20 protein-coding genes are annotated in these 21,521 nt (G+C 29.4%); 12 read left to right on the forward strand and 8 right to left on the reverse strand.

What is annotated here, in order from left to right; all coding sequences use genetic code 11:
• Nucleotides 1–7 precede the first annotated feature (7 nt).
• On the reverse strand, nucleotides 8–1,441 hold the full coding sequence (locus BQ5450_RS06585; protein WP_071126357.1) for an MBOAT family O-acyltransferase: 1,434 nt from the start codon (nucleotides 1,439–1,441) through the stop codon (nucleotides 8–10).
• 51 nt (nucleotides 1,442–1,492) lie between these two features.
• The gene (locus tag BQ5450_RS06590; RefSeq protein ID WP_010247917.1) at nucleotides 1,493–2,131 is read right to left on the reverse strand and encodes a helix-turn-helix domain-containing protein; all 639 of its coding nucleotides are present in this window, start codon (nucleotides 2,129–2,131) and stop codon (nucleotides 1,493–1,495) included.
• Between the two features lie 255 nt (nucleotides 2,132–2,386).
• Between BQ5450_RS06590 and BQ5450_RS06595 the strand changes: the two genes are divergently transcribed.
• The 4 genes from BQ5450_RS06595 (at nucleotide 2,387) to BQ5450_RS06610 (ending at nucleotide 7,160) form a co-directional block, all read left to right on the forward strand.
• The gene (locus BQ5450_RS06595; protein WP_010247919.1) at nucleotides 2,387–3,010 is read left to right on the forward strand and encodes an NAD(P)H-hydrate epimerase; all 624 of its coding nucleotides are present in this window, start codon (nucleotides 2,387–2,389) and stop codon (nucleotides 3,008–3,010) included.
• On the forward strand, nucleotides 3,003–4,352 hold the full coding sequence (locus tag BQ5450_RS06600; RefSeq protein WP_071126358.1) for an MATE family efflux transporter: 1,350 nt from the start codon (nucleotides 3,003–3,005) through the stop codon (nucleotides 4,350–4,352). Before BQ5450_RS06595 ends, BQ5450_RS06600 begins: the two co-directional genes overlap by 8 nt.
• A gap of 92 nt (nucleotides 4,353–4,444) precedes the next feature.
• Nucleotides 4,445–5,644: a hypothetical protein gene (locus BQ5450_RS06605; protein ID WP_071126359.1), complete on the forward strand. Its 1,200-nt coding sequence runs from the start codon at nucleotides 4,445–4,447 to the stop codon at nucleotides 5,642–5,644.
• Nucleotides 5,634–7,160 carry a chloride channel protein gene (locus BQ5450_RS06610; protein ID WP_071126360.1) on the forward strand — a complete coding sequence of 509 codons (1,527 nt, stop codon included), beginning with the start codon at nucleotides 5,634–5,636 and terminating at the stop codon, nucleotides 7,158–7,160. Before BQ5450_RS06605 ends, BQ5450_RS06610 begins: the two co-directional genes overlap by 11 nt.
• A 126-nt stretch (nucleotides 7,161–7,286) precedes the next feature.
• Here BQ5450_RS06610 and BQ5450_RS06615 read toward each other — a convergent pair whose 3' ends face one another.
• The 4 genes from BQ5450_RS06615 to BQ5450_RS06630 form a co-directional block, all read right to left on the reverse strand.
• Nucleotides 7,287–7,637 (reverse strand): Spx/MgsR family RNA polymerase-binding regulatory protein, encoded by a 351-nt coding sequence (locus tag BQ5450_RS06615; RefSeq protein WP_010247931.1) that lies wholly within the window; start codon nucleotides 7,635–7,637, stop codon nucleotides 7,287–7,289.
• 638 nt (nucleotides 7,638–8,275) lie between these two features.
• The gene (locus BQ5450_RS06620; protein WP_071126361.1) at nucleotides 8,276–9,481 is read right to left on the reverse strand and encodes an FprA family A-type flavoprotein; all 1,206 of its coding nucleotides are present in this window, start codon (nucleotides 9,479–9,481) and stop codon (nucleotides 8,276–8,278) included.
• Nucleotides 9,482–9,499: 18 nt separating this feature from the next.
• Complete coding sequence (locus BQ5450_RS06625) at nucleotides 9,500–10,255, reverse strand: exodeoxyribonuclease III (protein ID WP_071126599.1); 756 nt, start codon at nucleotides 10,253–10,255, stop codon at nucleotides 9,500–9,502.
• Nucleotides 10,256–10,272: 17 nt separating this feature from the next.
• Nucleotides 10,273–11,091, reverse strand: coding sequence for a tRNA lysidine(34) synthetase (locus BQ5450_RS06630; RefSeq protein WP_071126362.1), 819 nt, complete (start codon nucleotides 11,089–11,091; stop codon nucleotides 10,273–10,275).
• Between the two features lie 303 nt (nucleotides 11,092–11,394).
• On the opposite strand from BQ5450_RS06630, the gene BQ5450_RS06635 reads away from it, so the two are divergent.
• From BQ5450_RS06635 to BQ5450_RS06650, 4 genes are read left to right on the forward strand one after another with little or no spacing between them, the layout of a single operon-like run.
• Nucleotides 11,395–12,849, forward strand: a complete 1,455-nt coding sequence (locus tag BQ5450_RS06635; protein ID WP_071126363.1) for a nicotinate phosphoribosyltransferase — start codon at nucleotides 11,395–11,397, stop codon at nucleotides 12,847–12,849.
• A gap of 30 nt (nucleotides 12,850–12,879) precedes the next feature.
• Nucleotides 12,880–13,746: a radical SAM protein gene (locus BQ5450_RS06640; RefSeq protein WP_071126364.1), complete on the forward strand. Its 867-nt coding sequence runs from the start codon at nucleotides 12,880–12,882 to the stop codon at nucleotides 13,744–13,746.
• Nucleotides 13,747–13,766: 20 nt separating this feature from the next.
• Nucleotides 13,767–14,675 carry a hypothetical protein gene (locus tag BQ5450_RS06645; protein WP_071126365.1) on the forward strand — a complete coding sequence of 303 codons (909 nt, stop codon included), beginning with the start codon at nucleotides 13,767–13,769 and terminating at the stop codon, nucleotides 14,673–14,675.
• Between the two features lie 12 nt (nucleotides 14,676–14,687).
• Nucleotides 14,688–15,902, forward strand: coding sequence for an AI-2E family transporter (locus BQ5450_RS06650; protein ID WP_071126366.1), 1,215 nt, complete (start codon nucleotides 14,688–14,690; stop codon nucleotides 15,900–15,902).
• 68 nt (nucleotides 15,903–15,970) lie between these two features.
• Here the strand turns inward: BQ5450_RS06650 and BQ5450_RS06655 are convergent, their stop codons facing one another.
• Nucleotides 15,971–16,315, reverse strand: coding sequence for an encapsulin-associated ferritin-like protein (locus BQ5450_RS06655; protein WP_010247955.1), 345 nt, complete (start codon nucleotides 16,313–16,315; stop codon nucleotides 15,971–15,973).
• A 145-nt stretch (nucleotides 16,316–16,460) separates the two neighbouring features.
• On the opposite strand from BQ5450_RS06655, the gene BQ5450_RS06660 reads away from it, so the two are divergent.
• Genes BQ5450_RS06660 through BQ5450_RS06675 form a run of 4 tightly spaced genes read left to right on the forward strand, consistent with a single transcriptional unit; the run spans nucleotide 16,461 to nucleotide 19,920 of the window.
• Nucleotides 16,461–17,681 (forward strand): ABC transporter ATP-binding protein, encoded by a 1,221-nt coding sequence (locus BQ5450_RS06660; RefSeq protein WP_010247958.1) that lies wholly within the window; start codon nucleotides 16,461–16,463, stop codon nucleotides 17,679–17,681.
• The gene (locus tag BQ5450_RS06665) at nucleotides 17,674–18,309 is read left to right on the forward strand and encodes an ABC transporter permease (protein WP_010247959.1); all 636 of its coding nucleotides are present in this window, start codon (nucleotides 17,674–17,676) and stop codon (nucleotides 18,307–18,309) included. Before BQ5450_RS06660 ends, BQ5450_RS06665 begins: the two co-directional genes overlap by 8 nt.
• Complete coding sequence (locus BQ5450_RS06670) at nucleotides 18,309–19,283, forward strand: osmoprotectant ABC transporter substrate-binding protein (protein WP_071126367.1); 975 nt, start codon at nucleotides 18,309–18,311, stop codon at nucleotides 19,281–19,283. The genes BQ5450_RS06665 and BQ5450_RS06670 overlap by 1 nt, the downstream gene beginning before the upstream one ends.
• A complete protein-coding gene (locus tag BQ5450_RS06675; protein WP_010247964.1) occupies nucleotides 19,276–19,920 on the forward strand; it encodes an ABC transporter permease in 645 nt (214 codons plus the stop codon). Before BQ5450_RS06670 ends, BQ5450_RS06675 begins: the two co-directional genes overlap by 8 nt.
• A gap of 47 nt (nucleotides 19,921–19,967) precedes the next feature.
• Here BQ5450_RS06675 and BQ5450_RS06680 read toward each other — a convergent pair whose 3' ends face one another.
• Nucleotides 19,968–21,269, reverse strand: a complete 1,302-nt coding sequence (locus tag BQ5450_RS06680) for a Na+/H+ antiporter NhaC family protein (RefSeq protein ID WP_071126368.1) — start codon at nucleotides 21,267–21,269, stop codon at nucleotides 19,968–19,970.
• Between the last annotated feature and the right edge of the window lie 252 nt (nucleotides 21,270–21,521).

Consider the following 21,521-nt stretch of genomic DNA (forward strand, 5'->3'; position numbering starts at 1 on the left):
TAATCACCTAAAATTGAAAATAAATAAATTGTGACTCAGAAAACTGTGGCCCGTATACTCCAAAAATAATAATTCCAAATATAAAGGCTAGATAAATAATCCATCTGATTGGAAAAATTGTTTTTGAAATAATTTTTTCTACATTTATTTTATTATATTTTAAAATATCAAAAAGAATTAAAATTATTACCCCAATAAGTAATGGATAAATATTTGAAATTCCAAAGGATGTTTTTGCGATTTCTTCTGTCAAATTTGTGCTCTTTGGATTATTTATTATTGCACTAATATAATTATTTCCATGAGAAATATTTTCTGCTCTAAAATAAATAAAGGCAAAGACTACTGCTATAAAAGTTATAACTCGTCTTATAAAATTTATAAAAGCATTATTTATTTTTTTATTTAAATTAAAAATATTTTCAAATATATTTAAGATTCCATGTATAAGTCCCCAAAGAACGAAGGAAAGATCTGCACCATGCCACAATCCACTTACTAAAAAGACAATAATCAAATTAAAGTATTTTTTTATTTTACCCTTTCTATTTCCTCCAAGTGGTATGTAGAGATAGTCTTTAAACCAAGTAGAAAGAGAGATATGCCATCTCCTCCAGAACTCAGTAATTGATTTTGACAATAGAGGTTCTTTAAAATTGTCCATTAAATTTATGCCAAGGATTCTTGCAGATCCTTTTGCCATAATAGAATATGAGTAAAAATCACAGTAAATTTGAAGAGTAAATAAAATTGCTGAGATAATTAAAACTTCTCTTGAGAAATTTGTATAGTTTCTAAAAACTTCATTTACAAGAATTGCTGCCCTGTCTGCTATAATTAATTTTAAAAACATTCCATAGAAAAAGAGCACAAGACCACTAATTAAATTTTCGTAACTAAATTTTCTCGGATTTTTAATTTGTGGAAGTAAATTTATGCTTCTTTCAATGGGACCTGCGACAAGTTGTGGGAAAAAAGACACAAAAAGAGCGTAATCTATAAAATTTTTTTCTGCACAGAGATCTTTTCTATATACATCTATGGTGTAGCCGAGAGCCTGAAAAGTGTAGAAAGATATTCCCACAGGCAAAATTACATCTATTGAAATATTAAAATCTTTCCCAGAAAAATTATTTATTAAATCAGCAAAAAAATTAAAATATTTGAAGACAAAAAGTATTCCTAAATTTATTATAAAACACAAAAATACAGCAATTTTCATTTTTTTAGCTTTATTTCTATTATTCTCTATATAAATCCCAGTTAAGTATGTAATAAATATGGAGAAAATCATTAATAATGTGTATTTTACATTCCAAAAACTATAAAATATTAGACTTGCCAGTAGCAAAAATATATTTTTAAATTTTACACTAAACAAGTTATAAAAAATTACAACTAGAGGCAAAAAAATTAAATATTCAAATGAATTAAAAAGCATAAAATCCTCCAATCACTATATAATATAGCAAATTATGGAGGATTTCAATAATTAGATTTCTTCTGCTAAACTAAGTTTGTACTCTCTTGGAGTTTTTCCTGTGTACTTTTTAAAAGTCATTGTAAAATGCGGTTGTGAAGAAAATCCACATTCATAACTTATATATTCCAAAGTTTTTTTATCTTCTTTTAAAAGTTCCTTGGCTTTATTTGTCTTTAATGTGTTTAGATACTGACAAAAAGTAAATCCAGTTTCTTCTTTAAAAAGAGAGCACAAATAATTTTTTGAAAGGTGAAGTTTTTCTGCAAGCTCTTCTAAATGAAGACCGTCACTATACTCTTCATTAATTATTTTAATTGCACTGTCTATTATTTCATTTTCAGAAAAATTTAGAGCATCTAAAAGGGTGTTTGAATAAGCTTCAATCAAATCTCTTGCTATCAATTTAAGAGAAGAAGGATCTAATACTAGAGCGAGTTTTTGTGAAAATTCTGCATGAACTGGGGACAAATCTTTATTGTATGTAATTAAAAAATATGTATATAAAAAAGTGTTTAAGTCTTCGATTTGTGTTTTCATTTCATCTATATTTTTTAAATTAGTACTTTTTGAAAGATTTTCTAAAATCTCATGAGCACAGTTAATGCATTCAGGTTTTGTTTTTTCTGCAATTGGCAAATAATTTGTCATAATTCCTCCTTAAAAAATTTTATTTCATTTAAATTTTTATCTATTACTTTTTTACAAAATAATTATATTACAATTGATACCGAATATCAACTAACTACAATTAATAATTTTATCGGAATATATTTAAAGAATTATTTATGAATTTTTTAGAATTATAATGTACAATATAAAAAATTTAATAAACTTAAAAATAATTCTTAGAATGTGATGTTAATTTATTTTAAATATCATATAATAGAAACTGGAGGGATTACTATGACAATTTCAAAAAATAAAATGATTGAACTTGAGAAGAGAACAATGAGTGAGTACAATATTGATTCTCTTATTTTAATGGAAAACGCCGGCATGGGAATCTTTCGTGAAATAAAAGATTATAATTCTTTTACAATAATTTGTGGGAAGGGAAATAATGGCGGAGACGGACTTGTAATTGCAAGACATTTAATACTAACTGGAAAATCAGTTGAAGTTTTTATTATTTCAGATGAAGGAACAGAAGAATTTTCAAAAAATTTAGAAATTGTTAAAAAATTGACTGATGTAAAATATATTGATGATAAAAATTTTGACGAACTTATTGAGTCTTTGGAAGTAAATGAAGTGTGCCTAGATGCAATTTTTGGAATTGGTCTAAATAGAAAATTAGATAAATTTTATGTAGATCTAATTGATGTTATAAATTGTCATGGGAATTATATAGTTGCCGTTGATATACCCTCAGGCATTGATGCTGATACAGGCGAAGAATACGGCAATTGTGTTGTTGCCAATATTACTTATGCAATATCCGATGTAAAAGAAGGGGAACTTTTAAATAATAGTGTTGGAGAAATTAAAAAAATATATATTGGAATTGTGAGGTACAGGGATGAGTAAAAAAATTAGCAGAAATATTAATTTGACAGAAGGTTCCATTGCAGAGGGTATTATAAAATTTGCAATTCCACTTCTTCTGACAAATTTTTTGCAACAACTTTATAATACAGCCGACCTTATGATTGTAGGTAGATTTGCAGGAAAAAATCCCATGGCAGCAGTTGGAGCAACTGGCCCCGTTTCAAATTTACTTATAGGTCTTTTTTTGGGACTTACAACTGGTGCTTCTGTAATAATTTCTCTTTATTATGGTTCTAATGACAGGGATGCACTTAAAAGATCTGTTGGATGTTCTTATTTTCTAGGGATAACTTCAGGGCTTTTAATTACAATTTTTGGATATATAACCACTCCTTTTTTTCTAAGAATAATGGACACTCCTGCTGAAATTTTTAATGATGCAATAATTTATATGAGAGTTTTCTTCTTGGGAACAATTCCGATTTTAATTTACAATATGGGAGCGTCAATACTAAGAGCAATTGGAGATTCAAAAAGACCTTTTAACTTTTTATGTGTATCTGCAGTTGTAAATATTGTTCTAGATTTGATTTTAATTGGAATGTTTCACATGTCAGTTTTGGGAGCAGGACTTGCAACACTCGCATCACAAGTTACATCAGCAATACTTGTTACAATTTCACTTTTAAAGACAGATGGGTCTTATAAGCTTAGAAGAGAAGAAATTAAACTTCACAAATTTGAAGCAAAGAGAATTTTTGAAATTGGAATACCAACTGGAATTCAAACTGCACTTTTATCTTTTACAAATGTAGTTTTTCAAGCAAAAATAAATTCCTTTGGTTCAGATGCAATAGCAGGTATTGCGGCAGAGGGAAGAATTGATGGATTTTTATTTATGTCACTACAAGCAATTGCACTTGCAGCCACTACTTTTTCTGGGCAAAATTTTGGAGCAAAAAAATTTGAAAGACTTCGCGAAGGTATAAAAGTGTCTTTAATTATCGTAATTGTAATTTCTGGAATTTTATCTATAATAGCTTTTACACTTGCAGAACCGCTTATTGCAATTTTTAATACAGATCCCAATGTTATATCATATGGGTCAGACTTTTTAAAAATTTTAAGTCTTGGAATTTGGTCTTTTGGCCTTTCAGAAACTTTATCAGGTTTTATAAGGGGAAGCGGGCACGCCTTGGGGCCTATGATTATTTCCCTTTTAACAATTTGTATTTTTAGGCTTGTTGTAGTTTATTTTGCGATGCCGATATATCAATCCATAAGGGTAATAAGTATAATTTATCCAGTGTCATATTTTTTAAATTTTGTATTAGTGTCAATTTATTTCAAATTTGGAAGCTGGAGAAAAAGTATAAATTAAAAAAATTTTGGGCATCGAAAGATGCCTTTTTAATTGCAATAATGGAGAATTTTATTGTAAACTATAATTAACATATTAAAAGTAGTGATTCTATGAAAAAGAAGAGTATTTTTTTAATAATAATTTTATTATTTTTAGGAATTTTTGCTGAATTTAGATTTAGACATTATCCAAAAAAAATTGTTGCTGAAGTTTTATATACAATTGATGATAGGATTTTTGACTTTGCAGATAATTATTTTGAGAAAGTCGGAGTAAGGGATATTTTTTATAAAGTTAAAAGTACAGGCGATTATGGAATAAGATTGAGTGCAAAAAAAACAAGTGGTGATAAATTAAACATAATAGATTTTGAAAGTGCTACTAATAAATCGAGGTATTTTCTAAAAAGAGTGGAAAGAGATAATAAGGTAAAGAAATCTGGAGAAAAAATTGTAAATAACAATGTTTATTTGTATTTGCCATATATTTCGGAAAAAACTTTATTTGTGGATAGGAATACAATGTTAAGCCTTTCTGAGGATTCAGACGCACTAAAAGATTTAGGGTATGATATAAATAACGAAAAATTATTTGCACCGCCAGTTTCTTTTTCTGAAAAAAATACAGAATTAAAAAAATATGTCAAAAAAGAATGGACAAAGATTATAAGAACTACTAGAGTTAAAAATATTTCAGAAAATAAATTTGAAGTGAAAGTTAAGTCAAAAGATCTTCAAAACTTAATGAAAAAAACAAAAGAATTTTACTCTCTAGAAGATAACTTTTTTTATAACTATTATTTGACTAGAATTTTGGAAAGAGAATTTGCAAATATTTCTCACGATTTGAAAAACAGAAAAAATATTATTTTTTACCTGGAAACAGATGAAGATTCTGATTTATTTAAAATGCACTCAGAAGACAATCGCTATACTTTAATAATTGGAGATACCCTTGAGCTTAGAGTTCCAAATAGGTATATTTATGTGGAAAGAGAAGAAAATGAAAAATTAAATACAATAAAAGGAAAAATTGACGACAGAAATTTCAGGATGAGCTATTACCCTGAGGAAAAGAAATTAATATATCACGATGAAAAGATGAAGTTTGAATCTAGAATTTTTGATTTGACAAGGGCAAAGAGTTTTAAAGTTATATCAGACATAGAAGGTTCAAAATTTAGAAAGCTAAATTTTAATTTTTATACAGTTCCCAAAAAGATTGAGAAGGAAAGTGATTATATTGAAATTTTAAAATTAGATAGAGATGATTGGCAAAATTTAATAAAAGGTGAAGAAAATGAAAAATGATTTTAATAAAAAAGAAAAATTAATATTTAGAATTTTAATTGATTCCATTATAGTGGGGACATTCGCAGGACTTTTCTCTGTGATGTACAGATTTGTAATTTCAAAAATGGATTATTGCAGAGGGCTTTTATATAGAGATTTTAATTTTAAATCATTATTTATTTTAATACTTTTAGCAATTATTATTTCATTTATTATTTATAAATTGCTTAAATGGGCGCCATTATCTGGTGGAAGCGGGATTCCACAAATACGAGGAGAAATTCTTGGGAAGTTTAATATGGACGAAGTGCCAACGCTTTTATCAAAAGTTTTAGGAGGAGGGCTTGGAAATCTAATGGGATTTTCTCTTGGAAGAGAGGGGCCATCAATCCAAATGGGTGGTGCATCTGCAAAATATATTGGCAAGATGTTAAAAAGACCTCCTGATGAAGTAAAATATATGATAACAGCAGGAGCAGCAGCAGGACTTGCAGCAGCATTTAATGCACCAATGGCAGGGTGCATATTTGCCATAGAAGAATTGCATAAAACTTATTCGAGATATGTACTATTGCCAGCACTTATTGCTTCAATTGTTGCAAATTATGTTTCCTTTGTAATAATGGGAGCAGAAACTTCTTTTTCTTTTTTTGTAACAAAGTCACTTCCCATGAAATTTATGTGGATTGCAATATTAATTGGAATTTTGACGGGATTAATTGGCGGCATTTACAATTTTTTTATTACAAAATTTCAGGACTTATTTAAAAAGATAAATTCAAAAGTTTTAAAATTCACACTTTTAATGGGAGTTACAATTGCAATTGGATTTATATTTATTGAAGGAACAGGCGGAGGACATAACCTTCTTGAAAAGATGGCAGAGGGAAGATTTTCTGTAAAATATATTTTAATTATTTTAATAGTAAAATTATTTTACACAACTTTTTGTTATGGTTCGGGAGTACAAGGGGGAATTTTTCTACCAGTTCTTGTAATAGGAGGATCTTGCGGTGCTATTATTTTTGCAATCGTAGATAAAACTTTTGGATTTGAAGATTACTACATCAATTTTATAATTCTGGGTATGAGCGGAATTTTGGCATCAGTTGTTAGAAGTCCAATTCTTTCAATAATTTTAGTATCGGAGATGACCTCTACATTTGAGCACTTAATTGCACTTTCTGTGGTTGTAATAGTTTCCTATTATGTAGCAGAATTTTTAAAAGTTGCTCCAATCTATGACACATTATTTGAAAGGCAATTAGATGACAAAAATTTATTAAGTCCAAAGGAGAGAGAACTTGGCAATTATTCAATTTTTGAATATGCAATAACAGATGACCTAAATGTAATAGGTAAAAGTCTTCGAGAAATAAATTTTCCAAAACACTTAATAATTATTTCAATTGAAAGAGATGGAGTAGATATAGTTCCAACAGCAGATGATGTAATATTACTTGGCGATAAGATAACTATCCTTATAAATTCAGAAGATGCTCTTGAGATAGATGAATTTTTTAAAAAAGAATGAATTACTTATAAAAAAATTTGTATGGTTAAGAGAGATAGAAAAGAATAAAAATTTTTACTAGAGTTGAAATATCAATTCTAGTATTTTTTTGCAATAAAAAATCTCACCCTCAGATGAGATTAAAAATTATAAATTTTCTAAATATTTTTTTACTTGTGGGCCTATGAAAGCTTTTTTATCTGTTAAGAGAATAGGCCTTTTGACAAGCATACCATCAGTTGAAAGAAGTTCATAGATTTCGTCATCTGTCATGCTCTTCTTTTTATCTTTTAGTCCAAGTTCTCTGTATCTTACTCCACTTGAATTAAAGAGCTTATAAATATCAATGTCTGCTTTTTCTTTTATATTTTTTAGTTCAATTTTCGACAAAAGATCTTTGTCAATTTCTCTATAGTTATAAGAAATGTTTTTTTCTTCTAATAGTTTTTCTATATTTTTACAAGTACTGCACTTTTTGTATCCAATTAATGTGTTCATTTTGCCTCCTTTGACTTAAAATTATTATACTATAAAAATTAGTAAAATAATTTAAAAAATTTTTATAAAAAGTGTTTTAAAATTATTTTACAGGGTATTATATTAATACCAGATAAGATTAATTGATTAGTAAATAGAAATTTAGATTTACGATTCTTATTTGGAGAAGCTTGACAATTCCATCCAATTAAAAGTAAAAATGTTTTTGATTTTTTTAAATTTACAAATTTTGACTTAAAATGCCAAAGTTTTTATATAAATCGAATAGTTTTAACGAATGAATAGGAAGATTTTATTAATTTGCGAGTAAGTTTAGTAAGAAAAATTACTTTTAGTATTTTTATAATGAGCACAAAGTCTTAGAGTTTGGGACTTTGGACAATGTAAATTTATAAGATGCTTTAGTAAAATAAGATATAGGTGATAGACGTGATTGAACCAAAAAGTAATCATTGGATGGAATTGGGTTTCTAAAAAAGAATGTCTTACGATGAAAAGTGGAGGCATTCTTTTTTTGTGCAATTTTACCTTTTTATAGAGTTTACTGCAATTAATTTTTAAGAATTTAAGTATTATTTAACATTTTTAAGAAAAAAATCGCCACGAGATAAAACCGTGACGATTAAAATTATTAAAATTTATTTTTCTAAAATTTTTGCAGCCATTTCTTCACCAAATTCAATTAGTTTTTTAATTTCTTCATCAGTTGCTGCACCTTGAATTTCAAGTTGAGTGTCTAGCACATCATACTTTCCTTCTTCCATATATTTTTTTAGATTTTTAAGAGCACCGCCGCTCCATGAATAAGATCCAAAGATTCCCCAATAATTATTTTTCATTCTTTGGTGAGAAACTTCTGTCAAAAAATAATCCATTGGTGGGAATAAGTTGTTGTCATAAGAGCATGAACCAAGTATTACTCCCTTGTATCTCCAAATATCTGATAGAAGGTAAGAGAAAGGAGTTTTTGTTATATCTCTCACTTTTATATTTTTAAGACCGCCTTGTGAAAGTCCTCTTGCAACAGCTTCTGCCATTGTTTCTGTATTACCATACATTGATCCATATATTACAACACAGCCATCAATTGTTTCTTGATTTGCAAGAGATGTGTAAATGTCAGTTATTTTTTTGGGGTTATCTCTCCAAATTGGACCATGAACTGGACAAATTAATTCAATATCAAGTCCGCCCAAATTATTTAATGCTTTAAGTGCTTGGGAAGAATATTTCCCAACAATATTTATAAAGTATCTAGTGGTTTCTTCGAGATAGTATGCGTCGTATTCAATTTGATCATCAAAAATACCACCGTCAAGTGTTCCAAATCCACCAAATATATCTTGTGAGAAAAGTGTCTTTGTTGCTTCTTCATAAGTTACCATGGATTCGGGCCAGTGAACCATTGGTGTCATGTGGAAAGTAAATTTTCTATTTCCTAGTTCAAGAGTTTCTCCATTTTTTACTTCTAGTATGTTGTCCTTAATTTCGTAGAAATTATTTAACATTGCAACAGCTTTTTTATTTGTTACAAGTTTTGCATCAGGATAAATTTCTAAGATTGATTTTATTGAAGATGAATGATCAGGTTCCATATGGTTTATTACGATGTAATCAATTTTTTCATCTTCTCCAATAATTTCATTTATCTTTTCAACATAAGCTTCAGTAGTATTTGCTCTTACAAGATCTACGATAATATTTTTTTCGCCTTTAACTAAATAAGAATTGTAAGCAACTCCCTTTGGGAGTGGCCACATCCCTTCAAATAGTTCAGTTTTTCTATCATTTGTCCCTATAAAATAAATATCATCTTTAATAGGTACTGACAATAAGTTTTCCATTAAATCCTCCTTATATTTTTATAATTTTATTTTTAATTCAACAGGGCAGTGGTCAGATCCCATAACTTCCTGATGAATTTTTGCATCAACTAAATGTTTTTCTAGACCTTCTGAAACTACAAAGTAATCAATTCTCCAGCCTACATTTCTTTCTCTTGATTTTGCAAAGTAGCTCCACCAAGAATATTCATCTTTTAAATCTGGATAGAAATATCTAAAAGTATCTATATATCCATTTTTCAAAAGTTCTGTAAATTTTTCTCTTTCCTCATCAGTAAATCCAGCTGATTTTCTATTAGTAGAAGGATTTGCAAGGTCGATCTCCTTGTGGGCAACATTTAAGTCGCCACAAAGAATTACTTCTTTATTTTTTCTAAGTTCATTTAAATAATTTCTAAAATCATCTTCCCAAACTTGTCTGTAATCTAGTCTTTCGAGTTTTCTCTTTGAGTTAGGAGTATAACAAGTTACAAAATAAAAATTTTCAAACTCCAGAGTAATAACTCGTCCTTCCTTGTCGTGTTCATCTATTCCAATTCCATAATTGACAGAGATAGGTTCTTTTTTTGAGAAAATTGCTGTACCAGAATAGCCTTTTTTTTCTGCATAATTGTAAAATTCATAGTAATGGGGAAGGTCCATTTCAATTTGTCCCTCTTGAAGTTTTATCTCTTGGAGTGCAAATAAATCTGCGTCAAGTTTTTTAAATTCATCCATAAAACCTTTTTTGACAACAGCACGAAGTCCGTTTACATTCCAAGAAATCATCTTAATCTCTTCCATATCTCCTCCTAATAAAATTCTAAAAAGTCGTGTCTTTCGCCCTTTTCCTTATACCCTAAGATTTGTTCCATATTTACATTTTCAGTAGCACGAAGAATATTTATGTCAACATTTTTATTTTCCTTTTTTAATTCTTCAATTAAATCTTTTATAAAAAATCTTTTGTTACCTGACTTTTTCTTTGTGACAGTACAGGCACAGTCAAGAGCAGATAGTCCAGTTGATTTCATAAATCTAATTATAGCTTCTTCTCTAACTAGATACATTGGTCTTATTAACTCAATGCCCTCAAAATTTTTTGATTTTAATTTTGGCATCATAGTTTTAAAATCGCCAGCATAAATAATATTTAACATCACAGTTTCTATTACATCGTCAAAGTGATGACCAAGGGCAAGTTTGTTGCAGCCAAGTTCTTGAGCTCTATTGTATAGATTGCCACGACGCATTCTCGCACACATATAACAAGGAGATCCGCCATCTGACATTTTTTCTGCAACAGAAAAGACATCTGAATTGTGAATTTTTACTGGGATCCCAAGTTTTTCGCAGTTAAATTCCAATCTTTCTCTATTTTCAGGAAGATAACCTGGGTCCATTGTAATAAATTCAAGCTCAAAGGGAACCTTGTTGTGCTTTTTTAATTCTTGCAAAAGTTTTGCAAGAGTAAGAGAATCTTTTCCGCCAGAAATTGCAACTGCAATTTTATCTCCTGGACTTATTAGTTCGTATTTATTAACTCCTTGCACAAATTTTTTATAAACATCTCTTCTATAAGTTTTTATAAGAGACCTTTCAATGTCCACAGTACTCTTAATTGTATTCAAAAATTATTTCACCTTTACCAATCTAATTTTATTATAACACAGTTATTTACTATTTTTTAGACTAAATCGATTTTATAAGTTTAACGTAAAAATTTTAAAAATAAAGACTATTTAAAAACTTTTCGTTTAAAAATTATAACACAAGAAATGTTTTCTAAAAATAATATTAAAAGTAGAAAACTCTGCTATAAAACTCTGCTATAAAGGGATTAAATTATAAAAAAGTTACTCTTTGTGTTATAATTTATTTAATTAATTAAGAACTTAGCAAGTCGAAGAAAAAAAGAAGGAAGTAAAGTAAAAATGGTAAATTATAATGTAAAGAAAAATTTCACACTTCTTGTAGATTTTTATGAACTAACAATGGCAAATGGATTTTTTCAAGAAGAAATGAGAAATAAGATTGTAATATTTGATATGTTTTTTAGAGAGGTGCCTGATAACGGACAGTACACGATTGTTGCAGGACTTGAACAATTAATTGAATACATGGAAAATCTTCATTTTTCAGAAGAAGATATTGAATTTTTGAGAGAAAAAAATATTTTTGTTGAAGAATTTTTGGATTATTTGAGAGATTTTAAATTTGAATGCGACGTGTGGGCAATGCCAGAGGGAACTCTTGCTTTTCCTGAAGAACCACTACTCACAGTTAAAGGTCCTGCCATCCAAGCACAAATGCTTGAAACTATGGTGCTTTTGACAATAAATCATCAGTCAATGATTGCGACAAAGGCAAGTAGGATTGTAAGACAAGCAAAAGGAAGACCAGTTGTGGAATTTGGTTCGAGGAGGGCACAAGGTTATTCTGCTGCAAATTTAGGCGCAAGAGCTGCATACATTGGAGGATGTGCTGGCACTGCAAATACTCTTTCAGACAAAATGTTTGGAGTTCCAGCTCTTGGAACAATGGCACATTCTTGGGTTCAAATGTTTGACACAGAATTAGAAGCTTTTAGAGCCTTTGCAAGAGTTTATCCAGACAATTGTCTTCTTTTGGTAGACACTTATGACACTTTAAAAGAAGGTGTGCCAAATGCAATAAAGATTTTTGATGAAGAAGTTGTTCCAAGAGGATTTAGACCTAAGGGAATTAGAATTGATTCTGGAGATATAACCTATATATCTAATAAGGCGAGAAAAATGTTAGATGATGCAGGTTATCCAGATGCACAAATTATGGCTTCAAATTCTCTTGATGAATTTACAATAAGAAATATTTTACATCAAGGGGCTAAGATAGATTCCTTTGGAGTTGGAGAAAGACTTATAACTTCAAAGTCATCGCCAGTTTTTGGAGGAGTATATAAACTTGCTGCCACAGTAAATGATGGTGGAGAAATCATTCCAAAAATAAAGATCTCTGAAAATGTTACAAAAATAACTACTCCTGGATTTAAAGAACTTTATAGATTTTATGACAAAGAAAGTAAAAAGGCAATGGCAGATGTTATTGCATTAAGAGAAGAAGAAATCCCAGAAAATAATTATGAAATTTTCCATCCAGTTTATACATGGAAGAGAAAAACTTTGGAAAATTATGATGTTAAAAAAGTTTTAGTTCAAATTTACGAAAAGGGAGAACTAGTATATAATCTTCCAAGTCTTGAAGAAATAAAACAAAAAGCAGAAATGGAACTTGACACTCTTTGGAGTGAAACAAAAAGACTTGACAATCCAAATGAATATATTGTGGACTTGTCAGAAAAACTTTGGGAAGTTAAGAGTACATTGTTAAAGAAACATGGGAAGAACTAATTTATAAATTAAAAATAGAAGGGAAGAAATATGCAGTACTACGGAAATGTTTTTAGACCACCAAGTGAAGCAAGATCTCTTATAGTTCAAGCTACAGTTGGTTGTTCGCACAACAATTGCACATTTTGTTACATGTATAAAGATGATGATTTTAGAGTAAGACCACTAGAAGAAATAGAAAAAGATTTAGTGGAGATGAGTGCTTATAAAGATTATTTTGAGAGAATTTTTTTGGCAGATGGAGATGCTTTAGTATTAAAGACAGAGGATTTGTTAGAAATTTTAAAGACTATTAAAGAATATTTTCCAGATGTGAATAGAGTTTCATCCTATGCTACAGCTAAGGATATAAATAGAAAATCTCTTGGAGATTTGAAAAAGTTAAGAGATGCAGGACTTGAAATGCTCTATATTGGTTTTGAAACTGGAGATGAAGATCTTTTAAAAAAAATTCAAAAAGGTATAACCTATGAGGAATATGTATCTGCAATGAAAAAGGCAAAAGAAGCAGGTTTTAAAACTTCTGTTACAATTATTGCAGGACTTGGTGGAGTAGATGGCATAGAAAAAAATGCAATAGGAACTGCAAAACTTGTTTCAGAAACTAAGCCAGATTTCTTAGGTTATCTGACAATGAGGGTTTATAAAAATACACCTCTTTATAAAGATTATATTTCTGGGGATTTCAAAATGCCAGATGCAGGAGAAATTTTGGAAGAAATGAAAATATTTTTGGAACACGTTGATTCTGAGGGAACAGTTTTTAGGTCCAATCACGCTTCAAATTATGTACTCCTTGCAGGAAATTTAAATGAGGACAGAAAAGCTCTTATAGGTGCAATAGAAAAAACTTTGAAAAAGAAAAATTTTAGACCTGATGTTTTGAGAGGGTTCTAAATAATTTTAAGGAGGGCAAAGTGGGAGTTAAGGCTTATAGAATTTCAATTAATGATGAAAAAGTATTTAATGATTTTGTAAAAAACAATGAAATTTGTTTCAATAGTGAAGAAGATATTTCAAGTAGAGAAAACTTGAAAGAATATTTGGACATAAAAAACATGAGTCCGAGGGTTGCAACTTCACTTGTCAATTTGCTTGATAAGTTAAATAAAGATGATTTTCTTTGGCTTAAAAATAAAGATAATTTTGCCCTAGGAAAAGTTTTGGAAAAGTTTCAATATGGAAAGAATAAATCTAAAGTAGATATTGAATTTATAGAAATAAGAGAGATAGATGATAAAATAAAATCCACATTTAGAGGGGCAAAATATGCGACTATAAAAGATGAGGATTTTATAAAATTAAGTGAAGAGTATTTTTACAAGGCTCTAAAAGAAAGAGAAAGTTCAAACTTAGAAGAAATTTCAAAGCATGAAAATAGTGGGAAAATTTCCTTTACTAAAAAAGATTCAGATGAAGAAAAATCTCTCGTTGTAAATCCTATAAGATTTTTGCTTCCACTTGATGATACAGATTTTTCGGAAAAAGAAAAATTAGAAATAGACTACAAAGAAAAGAAAAATTTAGATAATAAAGATTTTGAAATAATTATGGAAATAAATCCAAGTATTAAAGAAAAAAATAAAGATACATCCGTGGAAGTTAGGAAAAACAATTTACCAATGATTTACGAAATCAAAGATCTAAAAGAAGTAGAGGAAAAAACCTATTCATTAATTAATGATTATAATGATATCTTCCTAAGACAGGTTAAGTTGGCATTTGAAATTTATGAGATGAATGTAAAAAATGTAGAAAAGATTCAAAAAAATTTTTTTGAAGAGTATTTCAAATTTTGGAATAATATTTTGGGAAATTCAAAATAGAAAGGGAGATTCATGGAAGAAAAAAATGAGAAAAGGGAAATAGAAAAGAGTGTTGTAAGAAAATTGTCCTTTAAAAAAGAGGTTTATAAGAAGGTTTTCTTGACAGGACTTGCACTTTTATTTGTAGCTTATTTATTTGCAAAAAGTAATTACATATTTTCTGGAATTGGAGTATTTTTTGGTATAATTTCACCCTTTATTCTAGGTGCAGTTTTTGCTTTTATAATGAAAATACCTCTAAACTTCTTTGAAAATAAAGTTTTTAATAAAATAGAAAATAAAAATTTTCAAAAACACAAGAGATCTATTTCCATTACTATTTCTTTTATCCTATTAATACTTATAATTTATATAATAAGTGTTATCATTGCACCTCAAATTGCAAATTCTTTTAATGGACTTAAAAAATCGCTGCCCAGTTTTTTGCAAATGGCAATAGATAAAACTAGAGAAATACCCTTTTTAAATGAATATTCTAACAGATTGCAACAAGAATATGACAATTTAAGCTGGAATGAAATATTTAATAGAGTAAAAAGTTTTATGACATCGGATGAAAAATCGACAGCTATTTTAAACAATGCACTTTCTACCGCTTCAAGCATAATAGGAGGACTTTTTTCTTTTTTTCTTGCCGTAATTACTTCAATCTATATATTGGCAGATAAAGAAAGCCTTGGATACCAATCCACAAGAATTTGCTACTCAATGTTTGACGACAAAGTTGCAGACAAGATTCTTCATGTTGCACACCTTTTGCATGAAAATTTTTTTGGATTTATAAAAGGGCAATTGGCAGTTTCAACTCTTATAGGAATTGCAACATTTATATCCAGTTTTATTTTAAGAATTCCCAATGCAGCGACTCTTGGCATTATAGTTGGAGTTACTGATCTAGTGCCGATTATTGGACCTTTTTTAGGTGGGGCAATGGGATTTATTATGATTGCAATAGAAGATTTAACAAAAGCTTTTGCTTTTTTAATTTTAATAGTTATTTTACAACAAGTCGAATCAAATTTAGTTTATCCAAAACTTGTTGGAGGAAAAGTTGGTCTTCCATCTCTTTGGACTCTTATTGCAATAACAGTTGGCGGTTCACTCTTTGGTGTTGTGGGAATGTGGATTTTTGTGCCACTTGCATCTACAATTTATGAACTTATAAAAGAGTATACTGAGAGAAAAATAAATGAAAAAAATTTAGAGCTCAGAATTAAAAAAATTTAAAACAAAAAATAAAAACTGACTAGAATTTTAAAACTCCAGTCAGTTTTTTGTAGAAAAATTTTTAAGAATTATTTGCTTTTCTTTTTGCTAGTATTTTTTTCTTTTTTATCGTCTTTTTTACTATTTTCTTCTGCTTCTAAAATATTACCTTCGCAGAATAAGTAAGTTCGCATTTGTTCGTCCCATCCATCTTGATTGCGTCTTAGCCATTCAAGAGTCATCATTGCGTGTTCGATTTCTTCTTCAGCGTTGTGCCACATAATTTCTTTTAAATCTTTGTCATTTGTTACAGCAACTCTTTGGTAATACCAGTCAACTGCTGCAATTTCTTCTTTAAAAGAGTTAATTGCTCGAATAATTTCTCTTTCCTTTTTAGTCATTTCACTAGCGGGTTCATGATAATCGTTAGCCATAATATCCTCCTTAAAAAAATAAAAAATACAATCTTATACATAGATTATAGCACTAATAAGATATCAGTCAATCGTTTCATTTTTTGAAAAATTTTAACTGTGATATAATGTTAATAAGATAGGTTTGGAATAAAGGGGGAGTATAATGATAGAATTTAAAAACGTAAGTAAAATTTATCCTGGAAATCAAGTTGCAGCGGAAAATATAAATTTAAAATTTAATGATGGAGAATTTATATGTTTCATTGGAGCTAGTGGTTCAGGGAAAACTACTTGCATGAGAATGATCAATAGAATGAACGATATTACTAGTGGCGAGATTTTAATAAATGGTGTAAATATAAATGAAATGGATGCAGTTGATCTTAGAAGACAGATAGGATATGTAATACAACAAATAGGACTTCTGCCACATATGACAGTTTATGATAACATTGTTTTAGTGCCAAGGCTTTTAAAGTGGGAAGAAGATAAGTTAAGACCAATTGCAGAAAACTTAATCGAAAAAGTTGATCTTCCTCTTTCTTATTTAGATAAATATCCATCAGAACTATCTGGAGGACAACAACAAAGAATTGGAGTTATAAGAGCTCTTGCAGCAGATCAAGATATTATTTTAATGGATGAACCCTTTGGGGCACTTGACCCTATAACTAGAGATGCACTTCAAAAACTTGTTAAAAGACTTCAAAAAGAAATGGGAAAGACAATCGTCTTTGTTTCTCACGATATGGACGAGGCGCTTACTCTAGCAGATAAAATTGTAATTATGAAAAAAGGACATGTTGAGCAATTTGATACGCCAGAGAACATTTTGAAAAATCCTGCCAGCAAATATGTAGAAGAAATGCTTGGAGAAGAGAAACTAAATGAAGCAAAAACTTCTTATAGAACAGTAGAAACAATAATGTTAAAAAATCCTGTTTCACTGACAAAGGATAGATCCACTTATGATGCTCTAGCTCTTATGAGAAATAAAAGGGTAGATACAATTTTTGTGACAGACGAAGATAATCATCTTCTTGGTGCAGTAGGGATGTTTGACATTGGAAGATTTGGGAAAAACATTAAATCTTTAGAAGAAGTCATGGAAAAAGTTTATGCAATCAAAGAAGATACTGTTATCATGAATGCCATTCGTGATATTTATAATTTAGATATTAAAAATCTTCCTGTTGTTGATTATGAAAATAAATTGGTGGGGCTTGTAACTAGAGCATCTGTCGTGGATACAATTTATACAAATCTTTGGGAAAATGAGGACGAAGTAGAAGAAGGAGAAATCTTTGAAGAAGATAATTTATCAGAACTTATAAAAGATGCATCAGGGGATTCATCTAAAAAGATAGGTGAGAATGATGATTGATTATCTACTTTCAAATAGTGCAGAAATTTTTGCAAAATCAATGGAGCATCTATTTATTGCTTCCGTTTCATTATTTTTTGGGATACTAGTTGCTGTTCCTATTGGGATTTTGCTAACTAGATCTAAAACTGCAGCAAAAATTGTGATGGCAATTGCATCAGTCTTACAAACTGTTCCTTCCTTTGCACTTCTTGCTCTTATGATTCCAATTTTTGGAGTTGGGAAAAAACCAGCCATAGTTTCGCTTTTCATTTATTCACTTCTTCCAATCTTGAGAAATACTTATCTTGGGATAGCGGGAGTAAATGAAAATTTAATTGATGCAGCTAGAGGAATGGGAATGACAAAATCACAAATTTTATTTAAAGTACAAATTCCAATGGCAATGCCTGTAATGATGAGCGGGATTAGACTTTCTGCAGTATATGTTCTTGCATGGACAACTCTTGCATCTTATGTAGGAGCAGGTGGACTCGGCGATTTTATTTTTAATGGCCTTACAAATGCAATAATGCCAATGGTAGTATGGGGGACTATTCCTGTTACGCTAATGGCAATTATAGTTGATTTTTTATTTGGAATTTTGGAAGAAAAACTTTCACCTAATAAAACTAGTGAGGTGGCATGATGAAAAAATTAAAAAAATTAATTTTTATAATTTTAATTGCGTCACTTTTAACATCTTGTACACTTCCGGGTATTGGTGGAAACACAAAGACAAATGTAGTTGTTGCCACAGGTTCTAATACAGAAAGACAAATTTTGGGAGAAATGGTAAAACAGATGATAGAGCATCATACTGATCTTGATGTTTCACTTATAACAAATTTATCTTCATCTGTTTTAAATCACATAGCAATGTTAAAAGGAGATGTAAATGTAGTTGGTGCGATGTACACAGGCACAGCACTTAGTGGCGAACTTGGTATGGATCCTATAAGAGATCCAGATGAAGCACAAAAAGTTGTAATGAAAGAATATTACAAGAGATGGAATAGATATTGGTATCCTTCTTTTGGATTTGATAACACATATGCCTTTATGGTTACAAGAAAATTTGCAGAAGAAAATAATCTTAAAAAAGTTTCAGATTTAGAAAAATTATCTGACAAGATAAGTGTTGGAGTTGACACTGCTTGGATAACAAGAGAAGGAGATGGCTATAAAGCTTTCGAAGATATATATGGATATAAATTTAAAACCATTTATCCAATGGACATTGGACTTGTTTATACAGCACTTGCAAGTGGAGAAATGGATGCAGTACTTGGATATTCAACTGATGGAAAAATTTCATCTTATGATTTGGTTGTACTTGAAGATGATAAAAGACTGTTTCCACCTTATGACTGTTCGCCAGTTGCATCAAGTGAAATAATTGAAAAGTATCCAGAAGTTGAAGAAGCTATATTGAAACTTATGGGAAAAATTTCTTCGGAAACTATGCAGGAATTAAATAGACAAGCTGATGAAGATTTAGTAGAACCACAAAAAGTTGCAGAAAACTTTTTAAAGAAAAATAATTATTTTGAAGATGTAGAAGTTGATAAGAAAGAATTGCAAAAGTATAAAGAATTTGTGAAGGGAGGAAAGGATGTCTGAAGTATTTTATTATTATGGGAAAAATTCAAGTTATGTATTTGAACAATTTATTAGACACTTTTTAATATCGATATATGGAGTTTTATTTGCGGCATTAATTGCAATTCCTCTAGGATTTTTTGTTGCAAGAAGAAAAAAACTTTCTAGAATAACAATTAGTATAGCAAATGTGATGCAAACTATTCCTTCTCTTGCTATGCTTGCTATTTTGATGTTTGCAATAGGAACTGGTCCAAACACAGTTGTATTTGCAGTTTTTCTTTACGCAATACTTCCAATTTTAAAAAACACAGTTTCTGGTATAAACTCAGTAACACCAGAACTTATTGATGCAGCAACAGGAATGGGAATGACGAAAAAACAACTTATGACTAAAGTAGAACTCCCCCTTGCCATTTCGATTATAATGGGTGGCATAAGAAATGCACTAGTACTTGCGATAGGAGTTACAGCAGTAGGTACTTTCATAGGAGCAGGAGGACTAGGAGATATTATAACTAGAGGAATAACAGTAGCAAATGGCAGTCCAATAATAATTGCTGGCGCTATACCAACAGCTCTTATGGCAGTTTTAGCAGATTTAGTTCTTGGAACAATAGAAAATAAACTTACACCGAGAACTTTTACAAAAATATAGAATATATAAAACTCAGAGCCTTGCCCTGAGTTTTTTGCTAAAAATTTTTAATTATTATTTCTCTTAAAATCAAGTATGGAAATTATTATATTTACAAGAATAATGTAGTGATGGTAAAAAGAAAATAATATTGCAGCTATTGGACCACCAACCATTTCCATGGGAGTTCTGCCAGTTATATTCCATGGAATATATAATGGAGTCATTATTGCAGAATTTTCTAAGTCCAAAGCAAGTTTGTAATTATCTTCATAATTGTCCCTTGCCATTTCATAAGTCATCATTGATGTCAAAGTTTGGTTTGCACTAAATCCTGCTATGACAAAGGAGATAAAAGACATAACTACCATGTTTGGAAGTTTTATAAACATTTTTCTCACATATTTTTTTACAGAAACTAAAAGTTTTGTTTCTTTAAAAAATCCAAAGTAACCAGAAGATATGCTCACGATTAAAATCATTTTTTTCATAGAAAGTAATCCGCCCCCGTTAATTAATTTTCCTGCACTGGATTCTATGTGAAAGCCAAATATAAGCGAATTTATAATGTCTATTATGTCTTTATTTTGGAAGAGAGCAGCGGAAATTATGGATAATATAATAGAGATTGTCATGTTAATTCTAATGTCTACTTTTAAAATAGCAAGGAGGATTATTGATAGCGTTGGAATTATTAACAAAGGATTGAAGTTAAAAATTTCTGCAATGGAGTTTACACTATCTGAATTAATTTTTGCATCTATATTAAAGTTAAAAATTTGAAAAGTTATTAGAGTTAGGACTAATGGTATTACACAAGTTTTAAACATATTTTTTAAATTTACATATAGATCTGTCTTCGTTAGAGTTGCTACGAGAAGTGCTGATGTTGACATTGGAGAAGATCTGTCGCCAAAATAACATCCTGACAAGATTGCACCACCAGTTACTAATGGACTAAAGTTCATTGCATTAGATATGGACATAGATATTATTCCTGCAGTAGATGCGGTACCAAGACTTGTTCCAGTTAAAATAGAAATTGCTGAATTAAATATAAATACGCCCACGTAGAAAAAATTTGGTGAAATTAAATTTGTGCCAATATAAATTATGTATGCAATGGTTCCAGATAGTCTCCAGATTCCAGTAATCATTCCAATTAAAAGAAAGACTGCCAAGACAATTTTTGTTTCATTAAGTCCTGCAATAATCATTTTTTTAATTTCTTTTATCTTATAGTCTTTTAGAAGGGCGTAAATTATTAAAAGTATTAAATTAAAAAATAGTGCAATCACAATTGATATATTAAAAATTATTGCCACAAACAAATTTATCATAAAAAGTATTAAAGTCACTAACTCTAACATTAAATCACCCATATTTATTATAGAGTATTTATAAAATTTTAGTAACATTGAAATAATTTATTATTTTTTTTATAAAAAATTTAATTTGATATTGCATGAGAGAAGAAGAAATAATATAATGGTTATTGTATTAAGTAACTGATACATAAATACAAAATAAAAAGGGGTTGACTTAACATAATAATAGACTTTTTTATATATAAATATTTTGAAAATATTTAAGAAATTATTTGAAGTTTTTTAAGAAAAATG

It is taken from the genome of Peptoniphilus lacydonensis (genome assembly GCF_900106515.1).
In the GTDB taxonomy this organism is placed as follows: domain Bacteria; phylum Bacillota; class Clostridia; order Tissierellales; family Peptoniphilaceae; genus Peptoniphilus_A; species Peptoniphilus_A lacydonensis.